This is a genomic window from Acidimicrobiia bacterium, from assembly GCA_041676705.1.
In the GTDB taxonomy this organism is placed as follows: domain Bacteria; phylum Actinomycetota; class Acidimicrobiia; order Acidimicrobiales; family SKKL01; genus Actinomarinicola.
Map to the genome: position 1 here is coordinate 20,302 of JBAYRL010000004.1, position 21,405 is coordinate 41,706.

Sequence of the window (21,405 nt, forward strand, 5' to 3'; positions counted from 1 at the left end):
AAATTGTTGGCCAACCGTTCATTCCACGGTTGGAGGTTGGCGCGCTCCGTCAGCTAAAGCCAAGGCACGCTGCACGTCTTCGGCTGAAACGCTGTCATTCTTGGTGGCCCGTGCCACAATGCCTTCTAGCTCTAACAAAGCATCGACAAGTTCGCGGCGCTGACTGCTCGATTCCTGTCGGGCTAGGTATTCAACCGCAGCGTTAGCCACCATCACCGCTTGTCGTGCTGAGCCTCGTTCTGCCAACCAGCGGGCTGTATCCAACAATTGTTCATCCAGTGGCACGCTTTGGTCTGAGGCGGTCCAATCGGCCGCTGAAACCATATTTGTCCACTGACCCCACTGGTTCCGCACCGCGCCGCGAGCACCGGTTCCATAAACCACCGCACCGACGACTAGCACCCCACCCATTAAGTACATGCCCACCGTAAGACTTGGTCGTACCAAAACAGGGATCAGGGCACCTACCACCCACATGAGCTGTAATCGAACCTCAAGACGAGCAAAGGTCCGGCCCCGTTCAGCGTCGGGCGCTTCGCGCTGCACCAACGAGTCGAAACTTTGGCGACCCACGTTGGCGGCCATGCCCAGGGCAAAGGAAGCTAACGTCAAACTCGCTATTACCAGGCCTTTCGGCACCACTAGCGCCACCGTCGCTGGCAAAATTAATGCAGCTTCAATAATGCGTTCTTCAATTAACAAGCGTCGTAAACCTGGCGCCACGAAAGTTGCCAACAATCCACCCAGGCCACCGACCACCGCCACCAAGCCGAATACCAAAGTCGCTTCGCCCAGGGCTTTCAGGGTGAAGGCAACAAAGAACGAGAAATATCCAACGGCACCCCGCAAGAGCGCCATGGATGAAACGCCTAGCACCAAGGCCGGCGAGCGGAGCTCACGTTCTTCCACAATTCGAGTGCCGAGCAGCCGCAGAACGGCTTGTGGCTTAGGAATATTGAGTGCCATTAGCAGCGCTAGAAAGTACGATACCGCGCCAACCAGCAACACTGCCGGGCCGCCAAATAGCGTGAGAATCCCTCCGGCGATACCGCCCCCGATGGCACCCGACACCACCGAAACACGAGACAAAACAGCGTTGTTTTCAACTAGTTGTTCCGGGGCGTCAACCAAGCGAGGAACCAAGGCGCTTTTAGCCACTGAATGTGTCTTGTTCAACACGAGAATCGAAAACGCCAGCGGGTATAACGCTAAACTTCGAAGCTGGAATGATAGCGCTAAACACAAAAGGGCTCGGCCTACACACGCTAAGGCAATTACGGCTCGATGTCCGCCTCGAACCCGGTCAACAACGGGGCCTAACAACGGCGCTACCACGGCAAACGGGGCCATGGTGAGTACCAAGTAAAGAATTATGCGTGGGCGGGCAGCGTCAATCGATAGGTTAAAGAACAAAGAGCCCGCCAAAGACACCGCTACGAAAGCGTCGGCCGCTGAGCTAAAGGCCGTGGTTTGAGCGAGGCGTGCTAACGACGGTGGCCCAAAAGCTCTTTTGGCTAAGTTGGCATTCCGCACGGCAACACTTTCATGGCGCTATAAACTGCTAAGTTCTTCACACTATTCAATACAGGGAGACGCGCCTTGAGCTCATTAGCTAAAGAGTTTAAAGACTTCATCAACCGCGGCAACGTGGTTGATTTGGCGGTAGCGGTGGTTATCGGTGCTGCATTTGGTGCCATTATCGACTCGTTCGTAGATGACATCCTAATGCAGATCATTGCTGCCATTGGTGGCCAACCCGACTTTAAGACGCTCACCATCGACATTGGTGATGGCCATATTCGGTATGGACTCTTCCTGAATGCCCTAGTGAGCTTTTTAATAATCTCTATGGCCGTGTTCTTAGTGGTGAAAGCCCTCAACCGGCTGCAGCGGGCTCGCCGCAGTGAAGAAGTGCCCGAACCCGATGAGCCACTTACCCAAGATCAGCAACTTCTGACCGAAATTCGCGATCTGCTGGCCAAAGACAACGACTAGCACTCTCTTTTGCTACCAGCTAGTGCCATTTTCGGCCTGACTGGTAGCAAATCATTTTCCCATCGGGCGAAGTTTCGCTGTTTCGCGTGCGTGACGCTCGGGTGCGTGACATTCGCGTGCGTGACGCTTTTCCCTGGCGTTCAGTGTGACTGCAGATAGCGTTGCTGGGAAGCCTTAATTTCTTTCCAGGCGGCGTCCACGTTGTCCCAGTCGCGAACGTCGGTGTATTTGCGCGGCTCCAACGCCTTATAAACCTTAAAGAAGTGGCCAATCTCAGCGATTAAGAACGGGCCAATATCTTCCAGATCGTTGATGTGCTCATACCTAGGATCAAAGGCAGGCACACACAAAATTTTAGCGTCAGGTCCGGCTTCGTCCCGCATCCAAAACACCCCAATCGGTCGCGCCTGCACGTGAACCCCAGGGAAAGTAGGTTCATCAAGAATCACTAAGGCATCAAGAGGATCACCATCTTCGGCCAATGTGTCCGGCACAAAGCCATAGTCAGAGGGGTACCTCATCGCAGTGAACAGATGGCGGTCTAACCACACCTCACCCGTTTCGTGGTTGATCTCGTACTTGTTCCTTGAGCCCTGAGGAATCTCAATCACAACCTCAATAGTTTCCACCTCGGTATCCGGTTCTGCTCCGGCTTCTGGCACTTGAGATGCGTCGGTTGCGTTGTTTGCTTCTTCGGTCACTACCAATTACTCCTCAAAATCTGTTTCGTTAGGAACACCAATCACGGCTGGCGGTGTGGGTTCCAAGGTTTGTCGCAATGCTAAGAGCGCTTTTGAGCGATGCGAAATAGTGTTCTTTTCGGTGGGGCTCATTTCCGCGTACGTGCGGCCTTCAAGCTCATCGGGTTCAAAAACCGGGTCATAGCCGAAACCGTTCGCCCCTTTGGGTGCCACTGAAATTACGCCGTTTGAAACCCCTTGGGCCAATCGTTCCGTACCGTCGGGCTCTAACAAAACCAATACCGTGCGGAAACGAGCACGGCGCTGCGAAGGACGCATGGCCCCAATCTGCTCCAGGGCCGACAACAATTGTTGTGTGTTAGCGACATCAACATCGTCGGGGGCTGGTGCATCGGGGTTGGCCAAAGCCGCGAAATAGGCGCTGTCAACGCCGGGACCTCCATGCAAGGCCTCAACTTCCAACCCGGTATCGTCGGCCAAAGCAGCCATGCCAGTGGCTCGGCTTATGGCGTGCGCTTTGAGTCGAGCGTTTCCCAACAACGTGCCAGCATTTTCTTCAATGTCGGGAACGCTCTGTGGTCTTGGCACAACCCGAAAGTAGCCGCGTAACATTTCTTCAAACTCGCGGGCCTTGCCACGATTTGCCGTAGCTAGAACCAGAACCGGCAGTGATTCGCGGTTGGGTGACATGGTGTTTACCTCGGTTCTGGTGGCGTGGCAACCAAATCGCGTTGCAGCTTCACAATTTCACCAATACCCGTTTCAGCCAGGCCCAACAGTGCATCTAGCTCGCCACGGCTGAACGGTTCACCCTCGGCCGTGCCTTGTACCTCGATGAGCCCGCCTGATCCGGTCATGACCACGTTCATATCAACATCGGCCGCCACGTCTTCGACATAGGGAAGATCAAGTCGGGGCTGACCATCGATAATGCCGACCGAAATGGCACCGCATTGGTCGACAACCGGGTGTGTTTGAAGTTTTCCGGCCGTCATAAGCCGAGTGCAAGCGTCGTGCAAAGCCACCCAGGCACCACAAATTGATGCCGTTCGAGTGCCTCCATCGGCTTGAAGCACATCGCAGTCGAGCAGAATCTGGCGCTCCCCCAAAGCGTGCATATTGGTTACAGCCCGCAACGAACGACCAATTAAGCGCTGGATTTCCTGGGTTCTTCCCGAAGGTTTGCCAGCCGAAACCTCACGCCGTACTCGTTCCGGGCTTGAACCGGGCAGCATCGAGTATTCAGCTGTCACCCAGCCTTTGCCCGAGCCTCGCATCCAACGTGGCACGTCTTCATCAACCGAAGCCGTGCACAAGACTCGAGTGTTTCCAAACGAAACCAGCACCGACCCGGCCGACATCTGGGTGAAGTCACGCTGGAAAGTTATGGGGCGAAGCTGATTCGATGAGCGCCCATCGGGGCGTGAGCTACTGGTTTTTGAAGGCGAGTTAGAGGCGTTGCTATCCACGCTCTCAATGCTAGGTGCCAGAGGGCAGCGCCACCGGTTCCACATAGGTGATTTCTGGCCCGAGTAGCTGTTGACCGATTTGTCGGAACCACTCCACGTCACCGGTGGAGTAGAAACGATGGTTCACGGTCACCTTATCTGGAGGTGCGGCCAGGTCGGAACCATCAGAATTTCCATCTTCTAACAAGCGCCGAATTTCAAAACCCGTTTCGTCTGCTGATGACACTAAGGTCACCTCTCGTCCTACGGCATCGCTGATGGCCCGGGCCAAGAATGGGTAGTGCGTGCATCCCAAAAGTAAGGTGTCAACCTCGGCCTCCCTAATCGGCGCCAGCATACGCTCGGCCAAAATCTGAACCTCATCCGAGTGGGTGTCGCCGCGTTCCACAAACTCAACGAAACCTGGACACGCCGCGATCGTAGTTTCAACGGGCGATCCGGTGGCCGCCAATGCTCGTTGGTAGGCGCCAGAACGTACAGTGCCCACAGTTCCAATCACACCTACTCTGCCGGTGGCGGTGGCCCGAACCAACGACCGAACCCCGGGTTCGATTACGCCTATCACCGGTACTGTTACCAGCTCACGCAGGTACTCAAGGGCAGCCGCGGCCGCGGTGTTGCATGCCACGACCACCATTTTCACATCGGCTTCTTCGACCAGATAACGAGTAATTTCCACCGCATAATCTCGCACCTCGGAAAGAGGTTTTGAACCGTAGGGATATCGCCCAGTGTCGCCGAAATACACCAGATCCTCGTTGGGCAAAAGGTCGATAACGGCTCTGGCGACCGTTAGGCCACCAAAACCGCTATCAAACATGCCTATGGGGCGGGAATCCACCCTATGAATTTACCCGACTGGCGTTAATTCCAAGGTTCGTTTTATTTGGGAAGTTCGTTCCACGGACCTTTGTCGGCACGTGGTTCCTTGGGAAGACCCAGAACACGTTCGCCAATAATGTTGTGCTGAACCTCGGAAGTACCAGCATAAATCGTGCCAGGCCTTGCACCATAGAAGGAGCGAATGGCTTGAGCACTCGACATTTCGCCGCCCGAGAACACACCGATCGAGGAACCGGAAACGTCGCCGCTTTCAATCAAAGCGTCGGCCCCCAAAATATCAATGGCCAACTCGGTGACTTTCTTGTGATATTCACTGTGATACAGCTTGATAATTGAAGAGCCGGGCCCTGGTTCGCGACCACTCAAGGAGCGGGTGAGGGTTTGCATGCCCAAATACCGCATCACCTGCACCTTGCTATAGGCCCAGGCCAGCCGCTGGCGAATTAGTGGATCGCTGGCCGCACCCTTCTTCTTAGCCATTTCGATAATGGCGTCAAGCTCGGCTTGGTAGCCGATGGAAAGAGTGGTTGAACTGCCACCACGCTCAAAGCCCAACAAAGTGTTAGCGACCGTCCAGCCGTTGTTCACCTCGCCCACCACGTTCTCTTTAGCGGTACGGGCATCAGTGAAGAACACCTCGTTGAAGAGGGCTTCGCCGGTCATCTCTTTAATGGGTCGAACTTCGATGCCTGGCTGGGTCATGGGAATGAGCAGGAACGAAATACCGGCGTGCTTAGAAGCCGTCGGGTCGGTTCTGGCTAGGGTGAAAATCCAGTCGGCGGTGTGACCTGAAGACGTCCAAATCTTTTGGCCATTTACCACCCATTCATCACCGTCAAGCACGGCCCGAGTGGCAATATTGGCCAAGTCACTTCCAGCGTTTGGTTCCGAATAACCCTGACACCATTTATCTTCGGCCGAAATGATGCGTGGCAAGAAATGACGTTTCTGTTCTTCGGTGCCCCACACGATGATGGTTGGGCCCACCATGCCAATTCCGAAACCATCATTACCGGTTTGCGTTGGCACTTTGGCTTTGGCGAACTCTTCGTTAAGCACCACCTGCTCGATGGGGCTGAGGCCCGCACCGCCGTATTCCTTAGGCCAAGCTACGGCCAACAGGTTGTTCTTAGCTAGCGTCTGTCGCCATTCGTCAGTCCACGGACCACGCTCAGACTCTGGTAAGGCACCCACGCCTTGCCAGTTGGCAGGCAGATTGTCCGATAAAAAACTACGAATTACTTGGCGATAATTCTCGGCTTCTTGGTTATAAGTAGGATCCACAAAGGCCCCCCGGCGAAAGCGGCGCGCTCTTTTAGCACGCTCCCCTGTGGCTGTCCACGTTACGCTACAGGTGCCTCTACGCGCAGCTTAGAAGTAGATGATCTTCTCAGCGCGTTGTACGACTTCGTCGATTGGGTCGGTCCAAGCTCCGGTTGACATGTATTTCCAGCCGCCATCAGCAGCAATTACGGCGATGGTTCCCGAGTCGATCGTGGCGGCTACCTTGGCGGCTCCGGCCATGGCCGCACCAGCCGATATCCCTACAAAAAGCCCTAACTCGCCCAGCTTTCGAACCCATTCAATTGATTCTTGAGGGCGCACGATACGCTTGCCGTCGAGCAATTCGGTGCCACCCCATTTCTCATAAATGGGCGGGATGTAACCGTCATCAAGGTTGCGCAAGCCTTCTACTTGCTCGCCCGCCGGTGGCTCTACTGCCAAAACTTTAATGCCAGAGTTTTGTTCTTTCAGGTAGGTACCCACCCCCATTAGCGTGCCCGAAGTGCCTAGCCCCGCTACGAAATGGGTTAGGTCGGGCAGGTCAGCCAGAATTTCTGGTCCGGTGCTGTCGTAGTGGGCCTGGGGGTTGGCGTGGTTGGCGTATTGATACAGGAAGGCCCATTCGGGATGTTCATCGGCCAGTTTCATGGCCGCTCGCACCGCGCCGTTCGAGCCTTCTCCGCCGGGGGTTGAGATTATTTCGGCGCCGTAAATTTCAAGGAGCTGACGGCGCTCCACCGACACGCTTTCAGGCAGCACAATGGTGATCGGATAACCTTTAATTCGCGCAATGGCCGCTAATGCAATGCCTGTATTTCCCGAAGACGGTTCGATGATGCGCTGGCCGGGGGCCAAGGTACCATCGGCCTCGGCGGTTTCGATCATCGATTTCGCGATGCGATCTTTCACCGAACCGAACGGGTTCTGACCTTCTAGCTTTATGAAGATTCGGGCTTTCGGATTGGGGCTTAGGGAGGTGACCTCGACCACCGGCGTGTTCCCAATTAACCCGAGAACCGAGGAATACACAGCCATAACCCAATCTCCCTAAATCGCCTTTGAGGATTGTTGACAAAAGCAGTAGGGATTCTACCGAGGTTGAGGACGAATCTCCTCCTCGGTGATGATTCCTTCTTCTATCCGGTAGCTCCGAAGCGCTGGTTCCGACTCACGCAACGACACAATTAGGTAATGCCAACCAGGGTCGGGGGCTTGGGCCACGTCGGTTGGTGAAGGATAAGCGGTGGTGTGGGTGTGGCTGTGCATGACCCCGATAATTTCAAGGCCTTGTTCTTCTGCTACACGGTCGGCCTTTAAGTGGTCGAGTGGTGCGACGGTATAAACCTTGGATGAGTTGGCGGCGTTTGCCGTGGGATAAAAACTGGAGACTTCGCTGGTGGCGGGATTGCCTATTAGCAGGCCACAAGCTTCGTTAGGAAGCCCGTCAAAGGCATGGGCCACCATCTCTGTTAATACTTCGGGGGGAACAAACAGCATGGTTGCGACTTTAGTGCAGCCGGGTTGCAACAACGGTTTGGCGAAACCTTTCGTTAGCGGTCAAGGCGAGCAGCTTCGAGAAGGGCGACTAGCCTATAGACCCATGGCTACGCCGAAGAAGAAGCCCCAAGGCAACAAGAACGGAATTTTGGTGGTAGCCAAGAACCGCCGCGCTTATCGCGATTATGAAATTTTGGAAACCGTGGAAGCCGGTTTGGTGCTACGCGGTTCCGAGGTGAAGTCACTGCGCGACGCCAAGGTGCAGCTGGCCGAAGGGTTTGGACGCATTTCTAATGGCGAAGCTTGGCTACATTCGGTGCACATTTCGCCCTGGCTTAGCACGGGATTGCACGACCGGATCGACCCGGAACGTCGACGGAAACTGCTCTTGAACAAGCACGAAATTGTGCGGTTAGGTGCCCGGTTAGACCAAGAACATCTCACATTGGTGCCGTTATCGATTTATTTCAAAGATGGACGAGCCAAGGTTGAAATGGGCTTGGCGCGGGGTCGTAAAGAGTGGGACAAACGCCAAGTGATTGCTGAACGAGATGCTACCCGAGAGGCCCAGGCCGCCATTAGCCGTTCGAAATTTGGCTGAGCCATATGATGGCCACCCGACCTATCGAGCAATTCGGGCCTAACTGCCATCTCGGCTCTACCTGCCGACTCGGACCATCGGTTCAGACCTATCGGTTCGGACCATCAGTAGTTTGCCCGTTGATTTGGCTTACAAACCGGGTAGTATAGATGAGCTAGCAATAGCGCTTTGGCAGGTTTCCGTGCAGGCCTTGGCAACATTGCGAGTTTGTTTTTTGACACCCGCACCAAAGTTTTCAAAGAGATTTGATCGCTATGGGGGCGGGCCCGATATGGGGCTGATCGGTTTCGACGTGAAGCTCGGAAGTCGGACGTGCGACCGGAGTTGCTCAGACTCCCTAAACGGGGCAACCAAAATAGAGGCCAATTCTGATGACCTCGCTCTCGCTGCGTAATCGTTAGATTAAGTATCGAGGCAAATCGCGACCGGTAACGGTACGCGGGGCCAGTTCACTGCAGCCCGGCAACAGAAGCAGTGGAGGACAGCTGGGAGAGACCGCTGACGGTGCGAAAGACCACTGACATTGGGGAAAGACCCAGCGGAAGATCTTCGGATCTAGCCGATTCGACGGTGTGGTAGCCGCTAAAGCCACAATTCGGAAATGGTCGTATCGCGGTCGGTGACCACTTGACGGACGCGGGTTCAATTCCCGCCAGCTCCACTACAAATGTGTCAAGGGTGGGAAGGTGTGATTCACCTTCCCACCCAACGCGTCTGCCAGCCGATCTTGTAGTGACTTTGTCGCGCTATGCGTAGAAAACTCACTACAAGATCCACAGCAGCCGAGCGCCAAGAACCTGGGCCCAGCGCCAAGAACCTAGGCGTGGCAGATTATGGCAGTGTCAGGGTTCGGGTTTGGCGATCACCATTACTGGCAACGGCCACCACGTAGTACGTCTGAGAATCTCCTCCGCAGGGGCCAGGCACTTCCATCGAACCATTGGCAGGGCCACTGTCGTAAAGCCCGCCAGGATATGCGATTGAGATTTCAACGCCAGTGGCGTTCTCGCTTTGCCAGGTCAAAGTTACCGTGTCTGGGCAGTTCACCGGCGATGCTGTTAGAGATGTCACTTGGGGGCCCGATGGTAACGCCGGCACGGTGGTGGGCGTAGAAGCGGGCGGAGCGGGCGGTCGAGGCAGCGTGTCAGACGTTGAAGAGCCGGAGGAAGGTTCGACCGGTTTATCGGGCGTCGATTCATCGCCGGAGTCGTTGTCAGGTTCGAGAGCTCCAGACGTCTTTTCATCAGCGTCCTTGTCCTGGTCCGCGTCCTTGTCGACCGTGACCGAAGCCTCGGTTTCAGAGGTGCTGTTCGTATTAGCCTCTGCGTCGTGTTTTTCGTCGTTAGATGAGCGGAACATCAACCAACCGCCAATCAATAAAAGCACAATGACCAGGGCAGCAGCCGCGCCTCGTTTTTGGCTTGAGTCAAAATTCATCACGCATTCATAGCACGTTCAAAGCTGGCAAGGTTCGGGAGTTGAGAAACATTTGCCGACCCTCTTCGAGGGACCCAGCGTTGCTGGCCAATTGATGCCCGAATTGCCGACCAACTAGTGAAGACTCAAAGGTTCTTCAGTAGTTTTGATACCACCACGGCCAAGAGCGTTGACCCCTGAGTTTTCGGGCCGCTAGCTGAGCTATCCGACCCCCGCTTCTACAGCTGCATCGGCACTGGGTAAGGCCATCATCGGTGGGTAGGGTGACCATATGCGAACGTTTCTGATTATCCTTATCGTTCTTTTTCTCCTGGGCGCACGCGGCGGAATCGGCTTCCGTCGTCGCTAGGTTCCGGGCCGACGGGCACCCGCTCGACGCAGTGCTCGAGTGGCAAGCCAGGGGCGCAAAGTGGATTCACCTAGTCGATCTCGATGCGGCCTTCGATCGCGGTTTCAATACGGAACTACTTGCCTCCGTTATTGGACAGCTAGATATCGAGGTACACCTCTCCGGCGGAGTTGTTGACAACGTCTCTGTGCAACGCGCCCTATCCACTGGCTGCTCTCGAATATTTCTCGAAGGTTCAATAGTAGGCAAAGAACTTTATGATGGCCGGTTCACCTTCGCCGAGGCCCTCGAAGCCGTGCAGTAACTCACCTTTTTGAGTTGATGTCATGGGGCGGTCAGCACCCAGATCGTTATAGGAGCATCAAGCCGAAGAGTTAGAACGCTTCCCTCCCGCAGATTTCCCTGTTCATCGTGCGGGCTAGGTAAACCGAACTGTTCAGCCGCGGCCTCCCAATCGACCATCTTGCCGTCGGCCGTCGTAGGCATCTCGGCGCCCACCGGCGCTCGCAGGTTGAACATTGCTTCGGTACCGTCTGCAAAATCTAACCCCACAGATCGCAGGCTCATTCCTTCTAGGTCAGGGGCTCGATGAGTCGGGACACCGTTCTCGTCCAGCGATTCAAGATAGGTTGCGCGTTCTGCGCTAAACCCAAGCTCCCGCAGTTCTTTCACCGCAGCGTCGGCATCGAAACCTGGGGCGTCTAAGTTCGGAGAAATATCGACCCAATCGCCTTTGGGGATAACAACAAACATTGCTTCAGCGGTTGAGGGTGAACGGCCTACATCCAGTACCACCAACCCCACCACAAGTAGTAGTCCAGCTATCAGGGCAGCACCCACGGTGTAGGGCGAACGCCAACGACTAGCACGAAAACCGTGCGCAGAACTAGTGGTTTCTAGAGACATGCGAACCTCATTGATTAGGCCCTGGCCAATTCTTTCGGTGTCAGCCGGGGTAAGAGTAGTTAGTACCGGGTGATGAGGAAAAACGTTCATCATTAGTCCTTCGATGTGGGTGGCAGTTGTGGAATCGGCGCCAGAGGTTGACTTATCGCCAGGCGGTTTCGAGCTCGGTTGAGGCGTGACTTCACCGTTCCTGGCGGGATACCCAGCGCCAACGCCACCTCAGAAGTAGAAAGCCCTTCCCAGGTGGACAGCACTAGAACGTCGAATTCTTTGGGAGGCAGGCGTGGTATCTGCTCGAGGATTTGGCGGGCTTCTGTGGCAGCCTCCACTTGCTCTCCCACTTCTCGCGATGTTGCCCTCGGCAAGTCACCTATACGTTGAAGTGCGGCTTCGTGCCTACGGCGACTGCGCCGCCAGTTTCTAATGACGTTGGTGGCTATTCCATACAGCCAAGGCAATGCCGAAGAACTCGCCAGTTCTGTTCGCTCGCGGGAGCGCCAAGCCTCTAAGAACACTACCGCTGCCACGTCATCCGCCTGGTCGAGGTGGCCAGTGCGGCGCAGCGCAAAACGATGAATCGTTGGGCCGTGCCGGCGGAACAGGTCACCGAACGACTCGGCGTCGCCAGATCGGACCCGGTGCCACAGCTCGGCATCGGTGAGTTCAGTCATCAGGACTCCTGGGCAAAATGTCTGTCACCCTGTATATGTCCGCAATGTCACCACGGTTCGCTATCTGGCTTATAGCCAAAATATTTCTTTCGGCCTAGCTACAACTTCCTCGATGGCCGCACCCGAGCCTCACCGGCAGCCATATCCAAGTCGTTTGAATCGAGAATTCGGCTCTGGCACCCGCATCGGGTGATCTTGTAGTGAGTTTTCTTCGCATAGCGCGTGAAACTCACTACAAGATCCGCTGGAGGACTGTCAGATCACAGATGATGTTGCTCGGCTGGTTCCCACTTAAGAATCGCTGCCACAGAATCAGAAATTGAGCGGCCACTGTCTAAGCGAAGAATTGGACACGGCAACTTCGATAGCCAGTCTTCATGGAACACCAAGCTTCGACCGAGAAAGTTTGGGTCGTCATAACCTGCGGCCCAGCTAAGAAACTCGGACGTCGCAGCCTCTAGGTCACCACCAGCATCGATACGGTCGCCATAACGTTGGCGTTCGCGTTCTTTAAGCCGGCCAAGGCGCTCAGTGGGTTCTAAGGTTAAGAAAATTACCGCATCAAGGTTTGGTATTAAGGCCTCTCCCCAACCCAGCAGCGAGCCCGAAAGCACCCATGCTTTGCGGCCGACGAATACGGCATCCATGAGCTCTAGTCGAGTGTGCGGGTCACGCTTAGTGGTGTATGGCGGTTCGGTAGGTTCCCAAAAATAATCGTCCACATCGGCGTGAGGAATCGACCATTCGCTGGCCAAGGCACGCCCTAACGTGGTGGTGCCGGTGCCGCTTGCCCCCGTGATGTGTACTCGCTGCGGTTTCATTCAAGACATCTCACCACACCCACCGCTCGTCAACCAAGGCGCGTAGAATGGCACGAATGAAGGTTGAGGTGACGCAGGCGTCCGTGGACGAGAAGCCCATTGTGCGGCGTCTGTTAGAGCTGAATTCACATGATTTCTCAGAAATTGACGGTCGCGAGCTGGGCTTGCACGGGGAATTTGGCTACCCATATCTAGATCATTATTGGCTCGAAGGTGAGAACCGTTTTCCTTATATAGTCCGGGTTGACGGTTACATCGGCGGGTTGGCATTGGTGCGAGCTGGCACTCCGCACCGTTTCGGCGAGTTCTTCATCGTGCGGAAACATCGCCGCAACGGCGTAGGTACCATCGCGGCCCAAGAGATCTTCCGGCTCTTCCCAGGCGAGTGGTTACTTGAAGAAATCCCAGGCAATGATGATGCTGTTGCATTCTGGCGGCGGATAATCCCCACAGATTTCACCGAGACAGTGAACAGCGAGGGAACAGCTCAACGGTTTGTTTCCAAGCCGTAAAGCTTCTCAAAATAAAGCCAGTGGGGCAGCTCAGAAGCGGAACGCGGCGTCAATGAGAAGGTACACCGCTACCGCAGTAATTGACACTAAGTACAAATATTGGAAACCAGCTTCAGGCATTCGATCCAGCACGCTGCTACCCAGCCGTGTTCCAATGAGAACCCCGACGGCACCAAACGCTATCGCAGCTAGATTTTCCTGAAGTCCAAATCCAGTGGCACCGAACAGAACAATTTTCGTGAGGTGTCCCAGGGTTTGACACATGGCAAATGTGCCGACGAAGGCCATGCGGGTGCTGGTGGCTGAACGAAAAAGCGGAGCTTGGAGTGGTCCTGTAGCGCCGACAATTATGTTCAGGCCGCCTATGACTGCACCAGTCGCAATCCATGTGCCAGTGCCGGGTTTACGAATCTCTTGCCCCAGGCGTTCAGGCACCCAGGTGGCGGCCAGCACGGTTACGGCGATTGCTAGCCGGAGTACCGGCGTTGGGATGCTAGTGGCTAGCAACATGGCTAACGCCCCAGAAGGAAGAAGAAGCGCGCTAAAGCGCACAACTATCCACCACTCCACCTCGTGCCATCTGATGATTGAGCGCGTACCATTCGACATTAGCTGGATGGCGGCATGGACTGGGATGGCGACCTGAGGGTCAACGAATGCCAGCAACACGGCAATAAGCACCATGCCACCGCCGAAGCCAACTATGGCAGTCATAGCCGAGGTGGCGAGTGCCGCCACACCGATGAAAATCGCAACAGTAAGACTCACTCATACTTGCATAACACTTGTATTATAACTTGTCTTGTACTTGCATGCATTTGCACCGCGTACCGCTCCACAAACACTCGACCGACCCTGACCGACGTGAAGCTCTGCCACTCAACCGCGGCCATGCATCTCCCGACCGACGCGAAGCTAAGCCACTCCTACTCTCGGTGGATCAGTCACCAACGACCACAGATTCCATGGGGCCCACATTCCGCTGTTCCCACATCCCTCGGTGCAGAATTATCAAATTTCAGCTTTAGCCCCATTGGCCAGCTCAAGTTCGAAGGGCCACCCGTTGAGGCGCCATGGACGACTCTTTACTGACATGCAATAGTTAGGTTAATGCCTAAGTGTCTGGTGGAGATCGACAAGATCTTCAAAGCTCTTGCCGACCCAACTCGGCGACAAGTGATTGAACGTCTGGTTTCAGGTGTAGCTACCACCTCGGAACTGGCCGAACCGTTCGATATGGCATTGCCGTCGTTTCTTCAACATCTCGCGATCTTGAAATCAGCAGGTCTAGTGACATCGACAAAAGTAGGTCGCACTCGCACTTACGCCCTCTCCACCAAAGGGCTCGCCGCCGCACAAGGATGGCTTGCAGACCAACGTCGAATATGGGAACAACGGCTTGACCAGCTTGACCAGTACGCAATCAACCAAACGGAGAATTCGTGAGTTTCACTCCTTACACAATCAACCCGCAACTAGACCTCGAACTCATTCGGGAGGTACCCGTTTCGCCCGAAGCCGTTTTCGCGGCGTGGACCAATCCCGAGTCAGTCAAAGAATGGTTTGCGCCTCGGCCATATTCCATAACGACTTGTGAGATTGACCTGCGACCGGGTGGTGGCTTTCGCACCGCCATGGCTTCGCCTGATGGTGAAGAGCTATTCGACAATACTGGCTGCTACCTAGAGATTGTGCCCAACCAACGCTTGGTATGGACGGAGGCCCTTAGCACCGGATTTCGTCCACAGCCTAGCTCGATGCCATTTACCGCCATTCTCGAATTGCAACCGACCGCCTCTGGCGGTTGCCAATATCGCGCATTGGCAATTCATCAAGACCCCGAAGGACGTAAACAGCACGACGATATGGGCTTCATAAGTGGTTGGGGCACAGTACTTGACCAGCTGGTTGAACACATCCAGAAGTCGTAAATGCGTTGGCGCACATGGCCGGGCCACCAACTTAGACCCGTGGGCAAGGCTCGTCAGCAGTGATTCTGGTACTCCACATGACAGCGTTCGCCACTGGTGGCGCTTGAACTTGTAGTGAGTTTTACTCGCTATCCGCATGAAACTCACTACAAGTTCGACAGATCGTTATTCCGCCAATCAACGTAATTACGAGCGGTCCAACCACAGATACTTGTACGGGTTGAGCCCGTATTGGGGCTGGTAGTGGTAACCACGCACGTCTGGACCGAGCACAAGTTCGGTTACCGCCAACCAGGTTGGAATGGGGTCCATGATGTTCTCAATAACATAACGTTGAATGTCTTGGACTTTCTCGATGCGTTCGTCTTCGTCCATGATCGAAATTTGCTCATCGAGCATCTCGTCAAGCTCCGGCGACGAAATCCCAAACCAATTTCGTGGGCTACCAGTTCCTAATTGGCTACGCAGCCATTCGTCAGGCTCCATAAACGGCGTGATCGGACCGTAACCAATCTCGTAATTCTGAAGGCTCCAGCGATTACTCCAGTAGGTGGCATAGTCGAGTAGCTCGAGTTCAACCTTGATACCAATCTCCGCAAGGTCAGCAACCAGCCATTCCGCCCCGCTAACAACGACCGGACCGTAACCATTCGTCACAATTAGTTTGGTGGAAAATCCGTCTGGATATCCGGCCTCGGCCAACAGCTCTTTGGCGCGCTCTGGGTCGTAGGGCAATAGCTCGGCTAGTTCTTCTTGTGGAAGTGCAAACTTGGTTAAGTGAGTATTAACCGGACCGGTGTAACTCCAGTTTCTAAACAGCGCTTCCGCACCAGCTTCACGATCAATCGCCATGCTCATCGCTTTGCGTACTCGAATATCATCAAATGGCTTAACAGCAGTATTTATGTAAAGATTCGTCGGTGAGAAACTTAAATAGCTATACAGCCTTGAGCCTGGAATACTACTCAAGATCGAGTCTTTCTCGCGTGGGTCAATAGAGCTGATTAAGTCAAGCTCGCCAGCCCTAAAAGCGGCGACCCTAGCGCCTGTCTCTGCGATGACAGGCAGAGAAAATCCATCAATGCGAGGTATCCCTTCTTCAAAGTAGTTTGGGTTTGCCACATACTCAGTCGTTACGTTTTGTTCCCATTTGGTCATTATGAATGGCCCTGTGCCAATAACCATTTTGGCCACATCATATTCACCCTCAACACCTTCACGGGGCATTATCCACATGAAGTGATTACCCAAATAGTTGAGTAATGGTGCGAACGGTTCAGAAAGGTTGAACACCACCGTAAAATCATCGGGCGCCTCGATAGAATCCACGTTTTCTAACATGTACGATTGATGCCCCATCTCGCGTACTCGCTCGAAGGTGGCCAGCACATCGTCAGCTACAAATTGGCGGCCGTTCACCGGCGCAATATCATGCCAAAAGACATCGTCACGCAGGTAAAACGTATAAGTAAGCTGGTCGTCCGAGATTTCCCAACGTTCTGCTAAATCGCCCACGAGCGGAGCTTCCCCATACTCATATTTCGGGTCCATATCGGGCTTAAGCAGGCGATTCGATGCCGCCCCGACCCGGTCGTGCACGTTGAACGAACCCGAAGCATGCGGATCAAGAGTGTCAGCATCAGAAACCATGTGGGCTTTTAAAAACCCACCTGATATCGGCTCGCCTTCATCCACTGGCGCTTCATCACCACCGCCTCCCCCAGGCCCAGGTGCTTGAGCACCGCCGTTGGTGTCGGCATTAGAGCCACATGCGGCTGCCAACATACCGGTGATCATTATGACACCGAACAGCATTATAATTTTGCGATTTTTAGTTCGCATTATTCCCCCCAGTTATTGTTTGTATTTTGTTATGACACTTATCTCTACCTATCTCATTACACTTAATGTAGCTAGTACTTCATATCCCTAAATCGGTGAACTTCATCCAATTTGACGGCAACCCACGCACATCCGCCTCAACAACTATTTGCCTATATTCCCGATGTTCACCTCATTGAGCCAACCCTTCAGAAACGGCCTTGCGAGCGGCCTGGCGATATTCATCCCGCAGTAGTCGCTTGTACAATTTCCCGTTGTCGTGACGTGGGAGTTCGTCGCGAAACTCAACCCGCCTGGGGCACTTGTAGTGAGCCAAACGCTCACGTACAAAAGCAATCAGTTCGGCCGCTAGCTCGTCAGACGGCTGCACCCCGGGCTGCGGCTCAACAATGGCAATTACCAGCTCACCCCACTCATCATCTGGAATACCAATCACCGCCACATCGCCAACCGCCGGATGGGCAATCAACTCGGCCTCAGCCTCGGCTGGATAGATATTTACACCACCCGAAATGATGAGATTGGCATCACGGTCGGTGAGGAAGAGATAGCCATCCTCATCCATATAACCAATGTCACCCAAGGTGAAATACGCCCCTGAACCATAGCTATAGCTGCGAGCAGTCTTATCAGCATCTTTGTAATACTCAAAACGGCCCACTTCCGGTGTTTTGAGGTATATAGTGCCGGTTTCATTAGCGCCCACGGCCTCACCGTTCTCATCGAGAATTACCACATGATCATCGGTCGGGGGCTTGCCCACAGTACCGGGTTTTGTTAGCCACTCATGACTATCTACCGTGGTGCCCGAGCCCTCAGTAGCGGCATAATATTCATGCACAATTGGGCCTAACCACTCGATCAAGCGTTGCTTCACGCTCACCGGGCATGGCGCAGCTCCATGGTTCACATACCTTAGTGACGACAGGTTGTATCTCTGGCGTGTCTCTTCAGGTAACGACAACATGCGATGAAACATGGTTGGCACCATGTGACTGTGCGTGACCTGGTGTTTTTCAATCAAAGCCAGCGCTCCCTCAGTGTCCCAGCCGTCCATCAGCACCACGCCAGCACCAGCAATTAACGAGGAATTTAATGAAATTCCCAATGGGGCGGCGTGATAGAGGGGACCAGTCACCAGGTGAACTGACTCACCAGGCACATAGTTGGTCGGTCCCTCCAAAATTCTTATGGCCTGCTGCAGCGCCACATCGGATGACCGTGCTCGTGACACTCCCTTTGGCCGCCCAGTGGTGCCCGAGGTATAGAGCATTTGACTAGCGATTTCAGGATCGGTGACGTCACTGCCATCCTGGCCTTCGATTACCGACTCAAAGGTTTCAAATCCTTCAATCTCGCCCCCAACTGAAATACATACCGTTGCGTTAGGCGCGTGCTGCAAGGCTTCCTGGGCGGCATCGGCGAATCTAACGTCGGCTACGAAAACCTTGGCCTCACAATCGTTCAAAATATAGCCGGCCTCTTCCCCACTTAGATGCCAATTAATTGTTGTGTATCGAAGTCCGCTTCGCAGTGCGGCTTGATTCGATTCGGCAAATTCAGGTCGATTGGCCATCATTATCGCCATCGAATCTCCTGCGTCGACGCCACGGTCGCGCAAGGCCCTCACCAGACGATTAATGTTTGCGTTCAACTCAGCAAAGCTACGGTTTCCACTCTCAGAAATAATGGCGGCCACGTCGGGCTGGCGAGCGGCCCAATAAGCCACAGTCATTCCCTGCCCGATGGCATCGAGTAGCGCTTGATCAGTCATTTGTGCCTCTTCATTCATTCGAAGGTCCCTGCCACAAAGGGCTGTGCGAAGCTTCTAATTCCTTAGAGCCATACCCGCCTCGCAGCAAAGAAACCTATTGGTGGCTAAATTCTTTACACGCGTTGCCTACGAGGTTTGCGGCGAAGCGGCCTGGCGATACTCGTCACGCAATAGCCGCTTATACAATTTGCCATTGTCATGTCGAGGTAATTCATCACGAAACTCAACCCGTCTAGGGCACTTGTAATGAGCCAAACGCTCACGTACAAAAGCAATCAATTCGGCCGCTAACTCATCACACGGCTGTACCCCGGGCTGCGGTTCAACAATGGCAATTACCAGCTCACCCCACTCATCATCAGGAATACCAATCACCGCCACATCGCCAACGGCTGGATGGGCGATCAGCTCGGCTTCAGCTTCCGCGGGATAGACATTCACGCCACCCGAAATAATTAGGTTGGAATCGCGATCAGTTAGGAATAGATACCCATCGTCGTCTATATACCCCACATCACCCAGGGTGAAATAACCGCCCGAGCCATAACTATAACTACGAGCTGTCTTATCAGCATCCTTATAATATTCAAAGCGTCCTACTTCGGGTGCTTTGAGGTATATAGTGCCGGTTTCGTTGACACCAACCTTGTTTCCGGCCTCGTCCAGAATAACCACGTGATCATCGGTGGGCGGTTTGCCCACAGTGCCAGGCTTAGTAAGCCATTCATAGCTGTCAACCGTAGTGCCACCGCCTTCGGTAGCCGCATAATATTCATATACCACCGGACCGATCCACTCGATTAACCGCTGCTTCACACTAACTGGGCATGGCGCCGCGCCATGATTCACATATTCAAGTGAAGAAACATCATATTTATTACGTACCTCCTCTGGCAGCGACAACAGCCGATGAAACATGGTGGGTACCATATGAGTGTGCGTAATTTTATGCTCATCGATTAGTCGTAATGTTTCTTCGGCATCCCAACCATCCATCATCACCACGGGCACACCACAAATCATCGGGGCATTAAGGTTTTGGTACAGCGGCGCAGCATGATAAAGCGGCCCGGTACATAAATTCACCGATTCACCCGCTTTGTATTGAGCAGTGCCTTCCAAAAATAGCAACGCCATGTCTCGGGCCACGTCGGGGGTTCGCTCTCTCGAAACGCCCTTGGGTCGCCCAGTAGTGCCCGAGGTATATAGCATGTGAACACCTGGGCTTGGGTTCTCTATGTCGGAACCCTCCACCCCCGCGATGACCTCTTCTAAGCGCTCAAAACCTTCGATTTCTCCCCCAACGGAGATACGCATGGTGGCATTCGGGGCATAGGTCAGCGCTTCGGCAGCCGTACCGGCAAATCTTGCATCAGCCACAAAGACTTTGGCCTCACAATCATTCAGAATGTAACCAGCTTCTTCCCCAGTAAGATGCCAATTAATTGTGGTATAACGCATGCCGATTCGCTGCGCTGTCTGAACGGCTTCGAAAAATTCTGGGCGATTAGCCATCATGACCGCCATCGAGTCACCATCTTCCACCCCTCGTTCGCGCAGGGCACGCGAAAGCCGGTTCACATTGGCATTCAATTCAGCAAAGGTACGATCGCCGTTGATGGAGATTACGGCTGGCAAATCAGGCTGTCGCTCGGCCCAGAAAGCAAGAGCCATGCCCTCGGACGCGGCGTCGAGTAGCGCTTGGTCGGTCATAAGTTTTACCTCATCTCAGTGAGCGAAACTCTCGCTGTGAAGAGACACCCGGCAATGCCAAAACTACGAACCCGGCATCAAACCAGAGCGATAGTTCCTTGGATCCCACAGGCCCCCCCTGTGACTCGATTAGTACGAGTACCTTGCACCTTAGACGATCTGGTGGCGACCTGTCGCCAAACACGACGTTTTCCGATCTTGTATTGAGTTTGATGCGCTATCCGCTTGAAAGTCACTACAAGATCAAGGCGAATCAAGCAACGAACCACTTATAGCTGGAACCGGATTCTTGGCGAATGTGTGGATTAAACAATGTTGGCCGCAACGATGCCGGAGAAGCGGGCGTCGGCGTTTCTAACAAGCGCTGCCGATCGCGCCATTCTGGCAAGACGCTCGTCATGATGGCATCGAACGCCGGTCCGTGGTTACGTTGCAACAGGTGAGCAATCTCATGCGCCACTACATAGTCCAAGCAGTGCGGATGCTTTTTCGCGAGTTCTAAACTTAGCCAAATTCGACGAGCTCGAATGCTGCAAGACCCCCACAGAGTTTTCATACGCCGAATACGCCATTCGGCCACCGGGGCATTCAGCCGTTGCTCCCATTTAGCCACTACATCAGGCATAACATCTTTAAGTTGCTGGCGATACCAGTCTTCCAGCACCCTTTGGCGTTTAGTGGCATCGGAACCCGGGGGGATTCCAAGGCACAGCCACCCATCTTTTAGTTCAACCAGAGCTCGACCAGGTCGTTCCACCAGATCTAGTTGACGTTCGACACCCCAAACGAAATGCGTTTCACCAGTGACAAATTGGGGAACCCACGGTGCCGGGGCCGCCCGGAAACGGTTCTGCTGCTCACGGATCCATGCCATACGGTTAACCACAGCCCGATGAATTTCGGCATTGGGCAGATTTCGGGGTGAGGACACCTTCACCCGGCCATCAGGCTGGTAGACACGAATGTGTAGATTCTTAATACTTTTTCGAACGAGCTCTATTTCAAGCCCTTGGATAGTCAGCCGAGTTGTAGTGCTTTTCATGGAGTTATAGCGCTTTT

The 21,405-nt window shown here is 54.1% G+C and carries 22 protein-coding genes, 1 other RNA gene and 1 pseudogene; 7 read left to right on the top strand and 17 right to left on the bottom strand.

Going from position 1 to position 21,405, the window contains the following annotated elements; all coding sequences use genetic code 11:
- Nucleotides 1-18: 18 nt before the first annotated feature.
- Nucleotides 19-1,533 carry an MFS transporter gene (locus WC184_07840; protein ID MFA7477793.1) on the bottom strand — a complete coding sequence of 505 codons (1,515 nt, stop codon included), beginning with the start codon at nucleotides 1,531-1,533 and terminating at the stop codon, nucleotides 19-21.
- A 66-nt stretch (nucleotides 1,534-1,599) separates the two neighbouring features.
- Between WC184_07840 and mscL the strand changes: the two genes are divergently transcribed.
- Nucleotides 1,600-1,995, top strand: a complete 396-nt coding sequence (mscL, locus tag WC184_07845; GenBank protein MFA7477794.1) for a large conductance mechanosensitive channel protein MscL — start codon at nucleotides 1,600-1,602, stop codon at nucleotides 1,993-1,995.
- A gap of 140 nt (nucleotides 1,996-2,135) precedes the next feature.
- Here the strand turns inward: mscL and WC184_07850 are convergent, their stop codons facing one another.
- From WC184_07850 to WC184_07880, 7 genes are all read right to left on the bottom strand, one after another.
- The gene (locus WC184_07850) at nucleotides 2,136-2,615 is read right to left on the bottom strand and encodes an inorganic diphosphatase (protein MFA7477795.1); all 480 of its coding nucleotides are present in this window, start codon (nucleotides 2,613-2,615) and stop codon (nucleotides 2,136-2,138) included.
- An 87-nt stretch (nucleotides 2,616-2,702) separates the two neighbouring features.
- Nucleotides 2,703-3,386, bottom strand: coding sequence for an RdgB/HAM1 family non-canonical purine NTP pyrophosphatase (gene rdgB, locus WC184_07855; protein ID MFA7477796.1), 684 nt, complete (start codon nucleotides 3,384-3,386; stop codon nucleotides 2,703-2,705).
- A gap of 5 nt (nucleotides 3,387-3,391) precedes the next feature.
- Nucleotides 3,392-4,165: a ribonuclease PH gene (rph, locus tag WC184_07860; protein ID MFA7477797.1), complete on the bottom strand. Its 774-nt coding sequence runs from the start codon at nucleotides 4,163-4,165 to the stop codon at nucleotides 3,392-3,394.
- 10 nt (nucleotides 4,166-4,175) lie between these two features.
- On the bottom strand, nucleotides 4,176-5,006 hold the full coding sequence (murI, locus tag WC184_07865) for a glutamate racemase (protein MFA7477798.1): 831 nt from the start codon (nucleotides 5,004-5,006) through the stop codon (nucleotides 4,176-4,178).
- A 41-nt stretch (nucleotides 5,007-5,047) separates the two neighbouring features.
- The gene (locus WC184_07870; protein MFA7477799.1) at nucleotides 5,048-6,292 is read right to left on the bottom strand and encodes an acyl-CoA dehydrogenase family protein; all 1,245 of its coding nucleotides are present in this window, start codon (nucleotides 6,290-6,292) and stop codon (nucleotides 5,048-5,050) included.
- A gap of 87 nt (nucleotides 6,293-6,379) precedes the next feature.
- Entirely contained in the window at nucleotides 6,380-7,327 is a 948-nt protein-coding gene (locus tag WC184_07875; protein ID MFA7477800.1) for a PLP-dependent cysteine synthase family protein, read from the bottom strand.
- 54 nt (nucleotides 7,328-7,381) lie between these two features.
- Entirely contained in the window at nucleotides 7,382-7,789 is a 408-nt protein-coding gene (locus WC184_07880; GenBank protein ID MFA7477801.1) for a M67 family metallopeptidase, read from the bottom strand.
- A gap of 103 nt (nucleotides 7,790-7,892) precedes the next feature.
- Between WC184_07880 and smpB the strand changes: the two genes are divergently transcribed.
- Together smpB and ssrA are read left to right on the top strand one after the other, a co-directional pair.
- Nucleotides 7,893-8,390, top strand: coding sequence for an SsrA-binding protein SmpB (smpB, locus tag WC184_07885; GenBank protein MFA7477802.1), 498 nt, complete (start codon nucleotides 7,893-7,895; stop codon nucleotides 8,388-8,390).
- A 273-nt stretch (nucleotides 8,391-8,663) separates the two neighbouring features.
- Nucleotides 8,664-9,054, top strand: a transfer-messenger RNA (tmRNA) gene (gene ssrA, locus WC184_07890).
- Nucleotides 9,055-9,221: 167 nt separating this feature from the next.
- Here ssrA and WC184_07895 read toward each other — a convergent pair.
- Entirely contained in the window at nucleotides 9,222-9,827 is a 606-nt protein-coding gene (locus WC184_07895; protein MFA7477803.1) for a hypothetical protein, read from the bottom strand.
- 362 nt (nucleotides 9,828-10,189) lie between these two features.
- On the opposite strand from WC184_07895, the pseudogene WC184_07900 reads away from it, so the two are divergent.
- Nucleotides 10,190-10,405, top strand: a pseudogene (locus WC184_07900) (HisA/HisF-related TIM barrel protein).
- A 95-nt stretch (nucleotides 10,406-10,500) separates the two neighbouring features.
- Here WC184_07900 and WC184_07905 read toward each other — a convergent pair.
- The 3 genes from WC184_07905 to WC184_07915 all read right to left on the bottom strand — a co-directional run bounded on the left by WC184_07905 (nucleotide 10,501) and on the right by WC184_07915 (nucleotide 12,574).
- Nucleotides 10,501-11,175: a hypothetical protein gene (locus WC184_07905; GenBank protein MFA7477804.1), complete on the bottom strand. Its 675-nt coding sequence runs from the start codon at nucleotides 11,173-11,175 to the stop codon at nucleotides 10,501-10,503.
- A complete protein-coding gene (locus tag WC184_07910) occupies nucleotides 11,175-11,753 on the bottom strand; it encodes an RNA polymerase sigma factor (protein MFA7477805.1) in 579 nt (192 codons plus the stop codon). Before WC184_07910 ends, WC184_07905 begins: the two co-directional genes overlap by 1 nt.
- 260 nt (nucleotides 11,754-12,013) lie before the next feature.
- Nucleotides 12,014-12,574, bottom strand: coding sequence for an AAA family ATPase (locus WC184_07915; GenBank protein MFA7477806.1), 561 nt, complete (start codon nucleotides 12,572-12,574; stop codon nucleotides 12,014-12,016).
- Between the two features lie 47 nt (nucleotides 12,575-12,621).
- On the opposite strand from WC184_07915, the gene WC184_07920 reads away from it, so the two are divergent.
- Nucleotides 12,622-13,086: a GNAT family N-acetyltransferase gene (locus WC184_07920; protein ID MFA7477807.1), complete on the top strand. Its 465-nt coding sequence runs from the start codon at nucleotides 12,622-12,624 to the stop codon at nucleotides 13,084-13,086.
- Nucleotides 13,087-13,116: 30 nt separating this feature from the next.
- Here the strand turns inward: WC184_07920 and WC184_07925 are convergent, their stop codons facing one another.
- On the bottom strand, nucleotides 13,117-13,854 hold the full coding sequence (locus tag WC184_07925) for a sulfite exporter TauE/SafE family protein (protein MFA7477808.1): 738 nt from the start codon (nucleotides 13,852-13,854) through the stop codon (nucleotides 13,117-13,119).
- A gap of 342 nt (nucleotides 13,855-14,196) precedes the next feature.
- Here WC184_07925 and WC184_07930 point away from each other — a divergent pair, with 342 nt between their 5' ends.
- Entirely contained in the window at nucleotides 14,197-14,532 is a 336-nt protein-coding gene (locus tag WC184_07930; protein ID MFA7477809.1) for a metalloregulator ArsR/SmtB family transcription factor, read from the top strand.
- Nucleotides 14,529-15,017, top strand: coding sequence for an SRPBCC family protein (locus WC184_07935; GenBank protein ID MFA7477810.1), 489 nt, complete (start codon nucleotides 14,529-14,531; stop codon nucleotides 15,015-15,017). The genes WC184_07930 and WC184_07935 overlap by 4 nt, the downstream gene beginning before the upstream one ends.
- A gap of 186 nt (nucleotides 15,018-15,203) precedes the next feature.
- Here the strand turns inward: WC184_07935 and WC184_07940 are convergent, their stop codons facing one another.
- From WC184_07940 to WC184_07955, 4 genes are all read right to left on the bottom strand, one after another.
- Complete coding sequence (locus tag WC184_07940; protein ID MFA7477811.1) at nucleotides 15,204-16,859, bottom strand: ABC transporter substrate-binding protein; 1,656 nt, start codon at nucleotides 16,857-16,859, stop codon at nucleotides 15,204-15,206.
- A gap of 172 nt (nucleotides 16,860-17,031) precedes the next feature.
- The gene (locus WC184_07945; protein MFA7477812.1) at nucleotides 17,032-18,651 is read right to left on the bottom strand and encodes an AMP-binding protein; all 1,620 of its coding nucleotides are present in this window, start codon (nucleotides 18,649-18,651) and stop codon (nucleotides 17,032-17,034) included.
- 108 nt (nucleotides 18,652-18,759) lie between these two features.
- Nucleotides 18,760-20,346, bottom strand: a complete 1,587-nt coding sequence (locus tag WC184_07950) for an AMP-binding protein (protein ID MFA7477813.1) — start codon at nucleotides 20,344-20,346, stop codon at nucleotides 18,760-18,762.
- A 253-nt stretch (nucleotides 20,347-20,599) separates the two neighbouring features.
- Entirely contained in the window at nucleotides 20,600-21,388 is a 789-nt protein-coding gene (locus WC184_07955; protein ID MFA7477814.1) for a SprT family zinc-dependent metalloprotease, read from the bottom strand.
- Nucleotides 21,389-21,405: the final 17 nt, after the last annotated feature.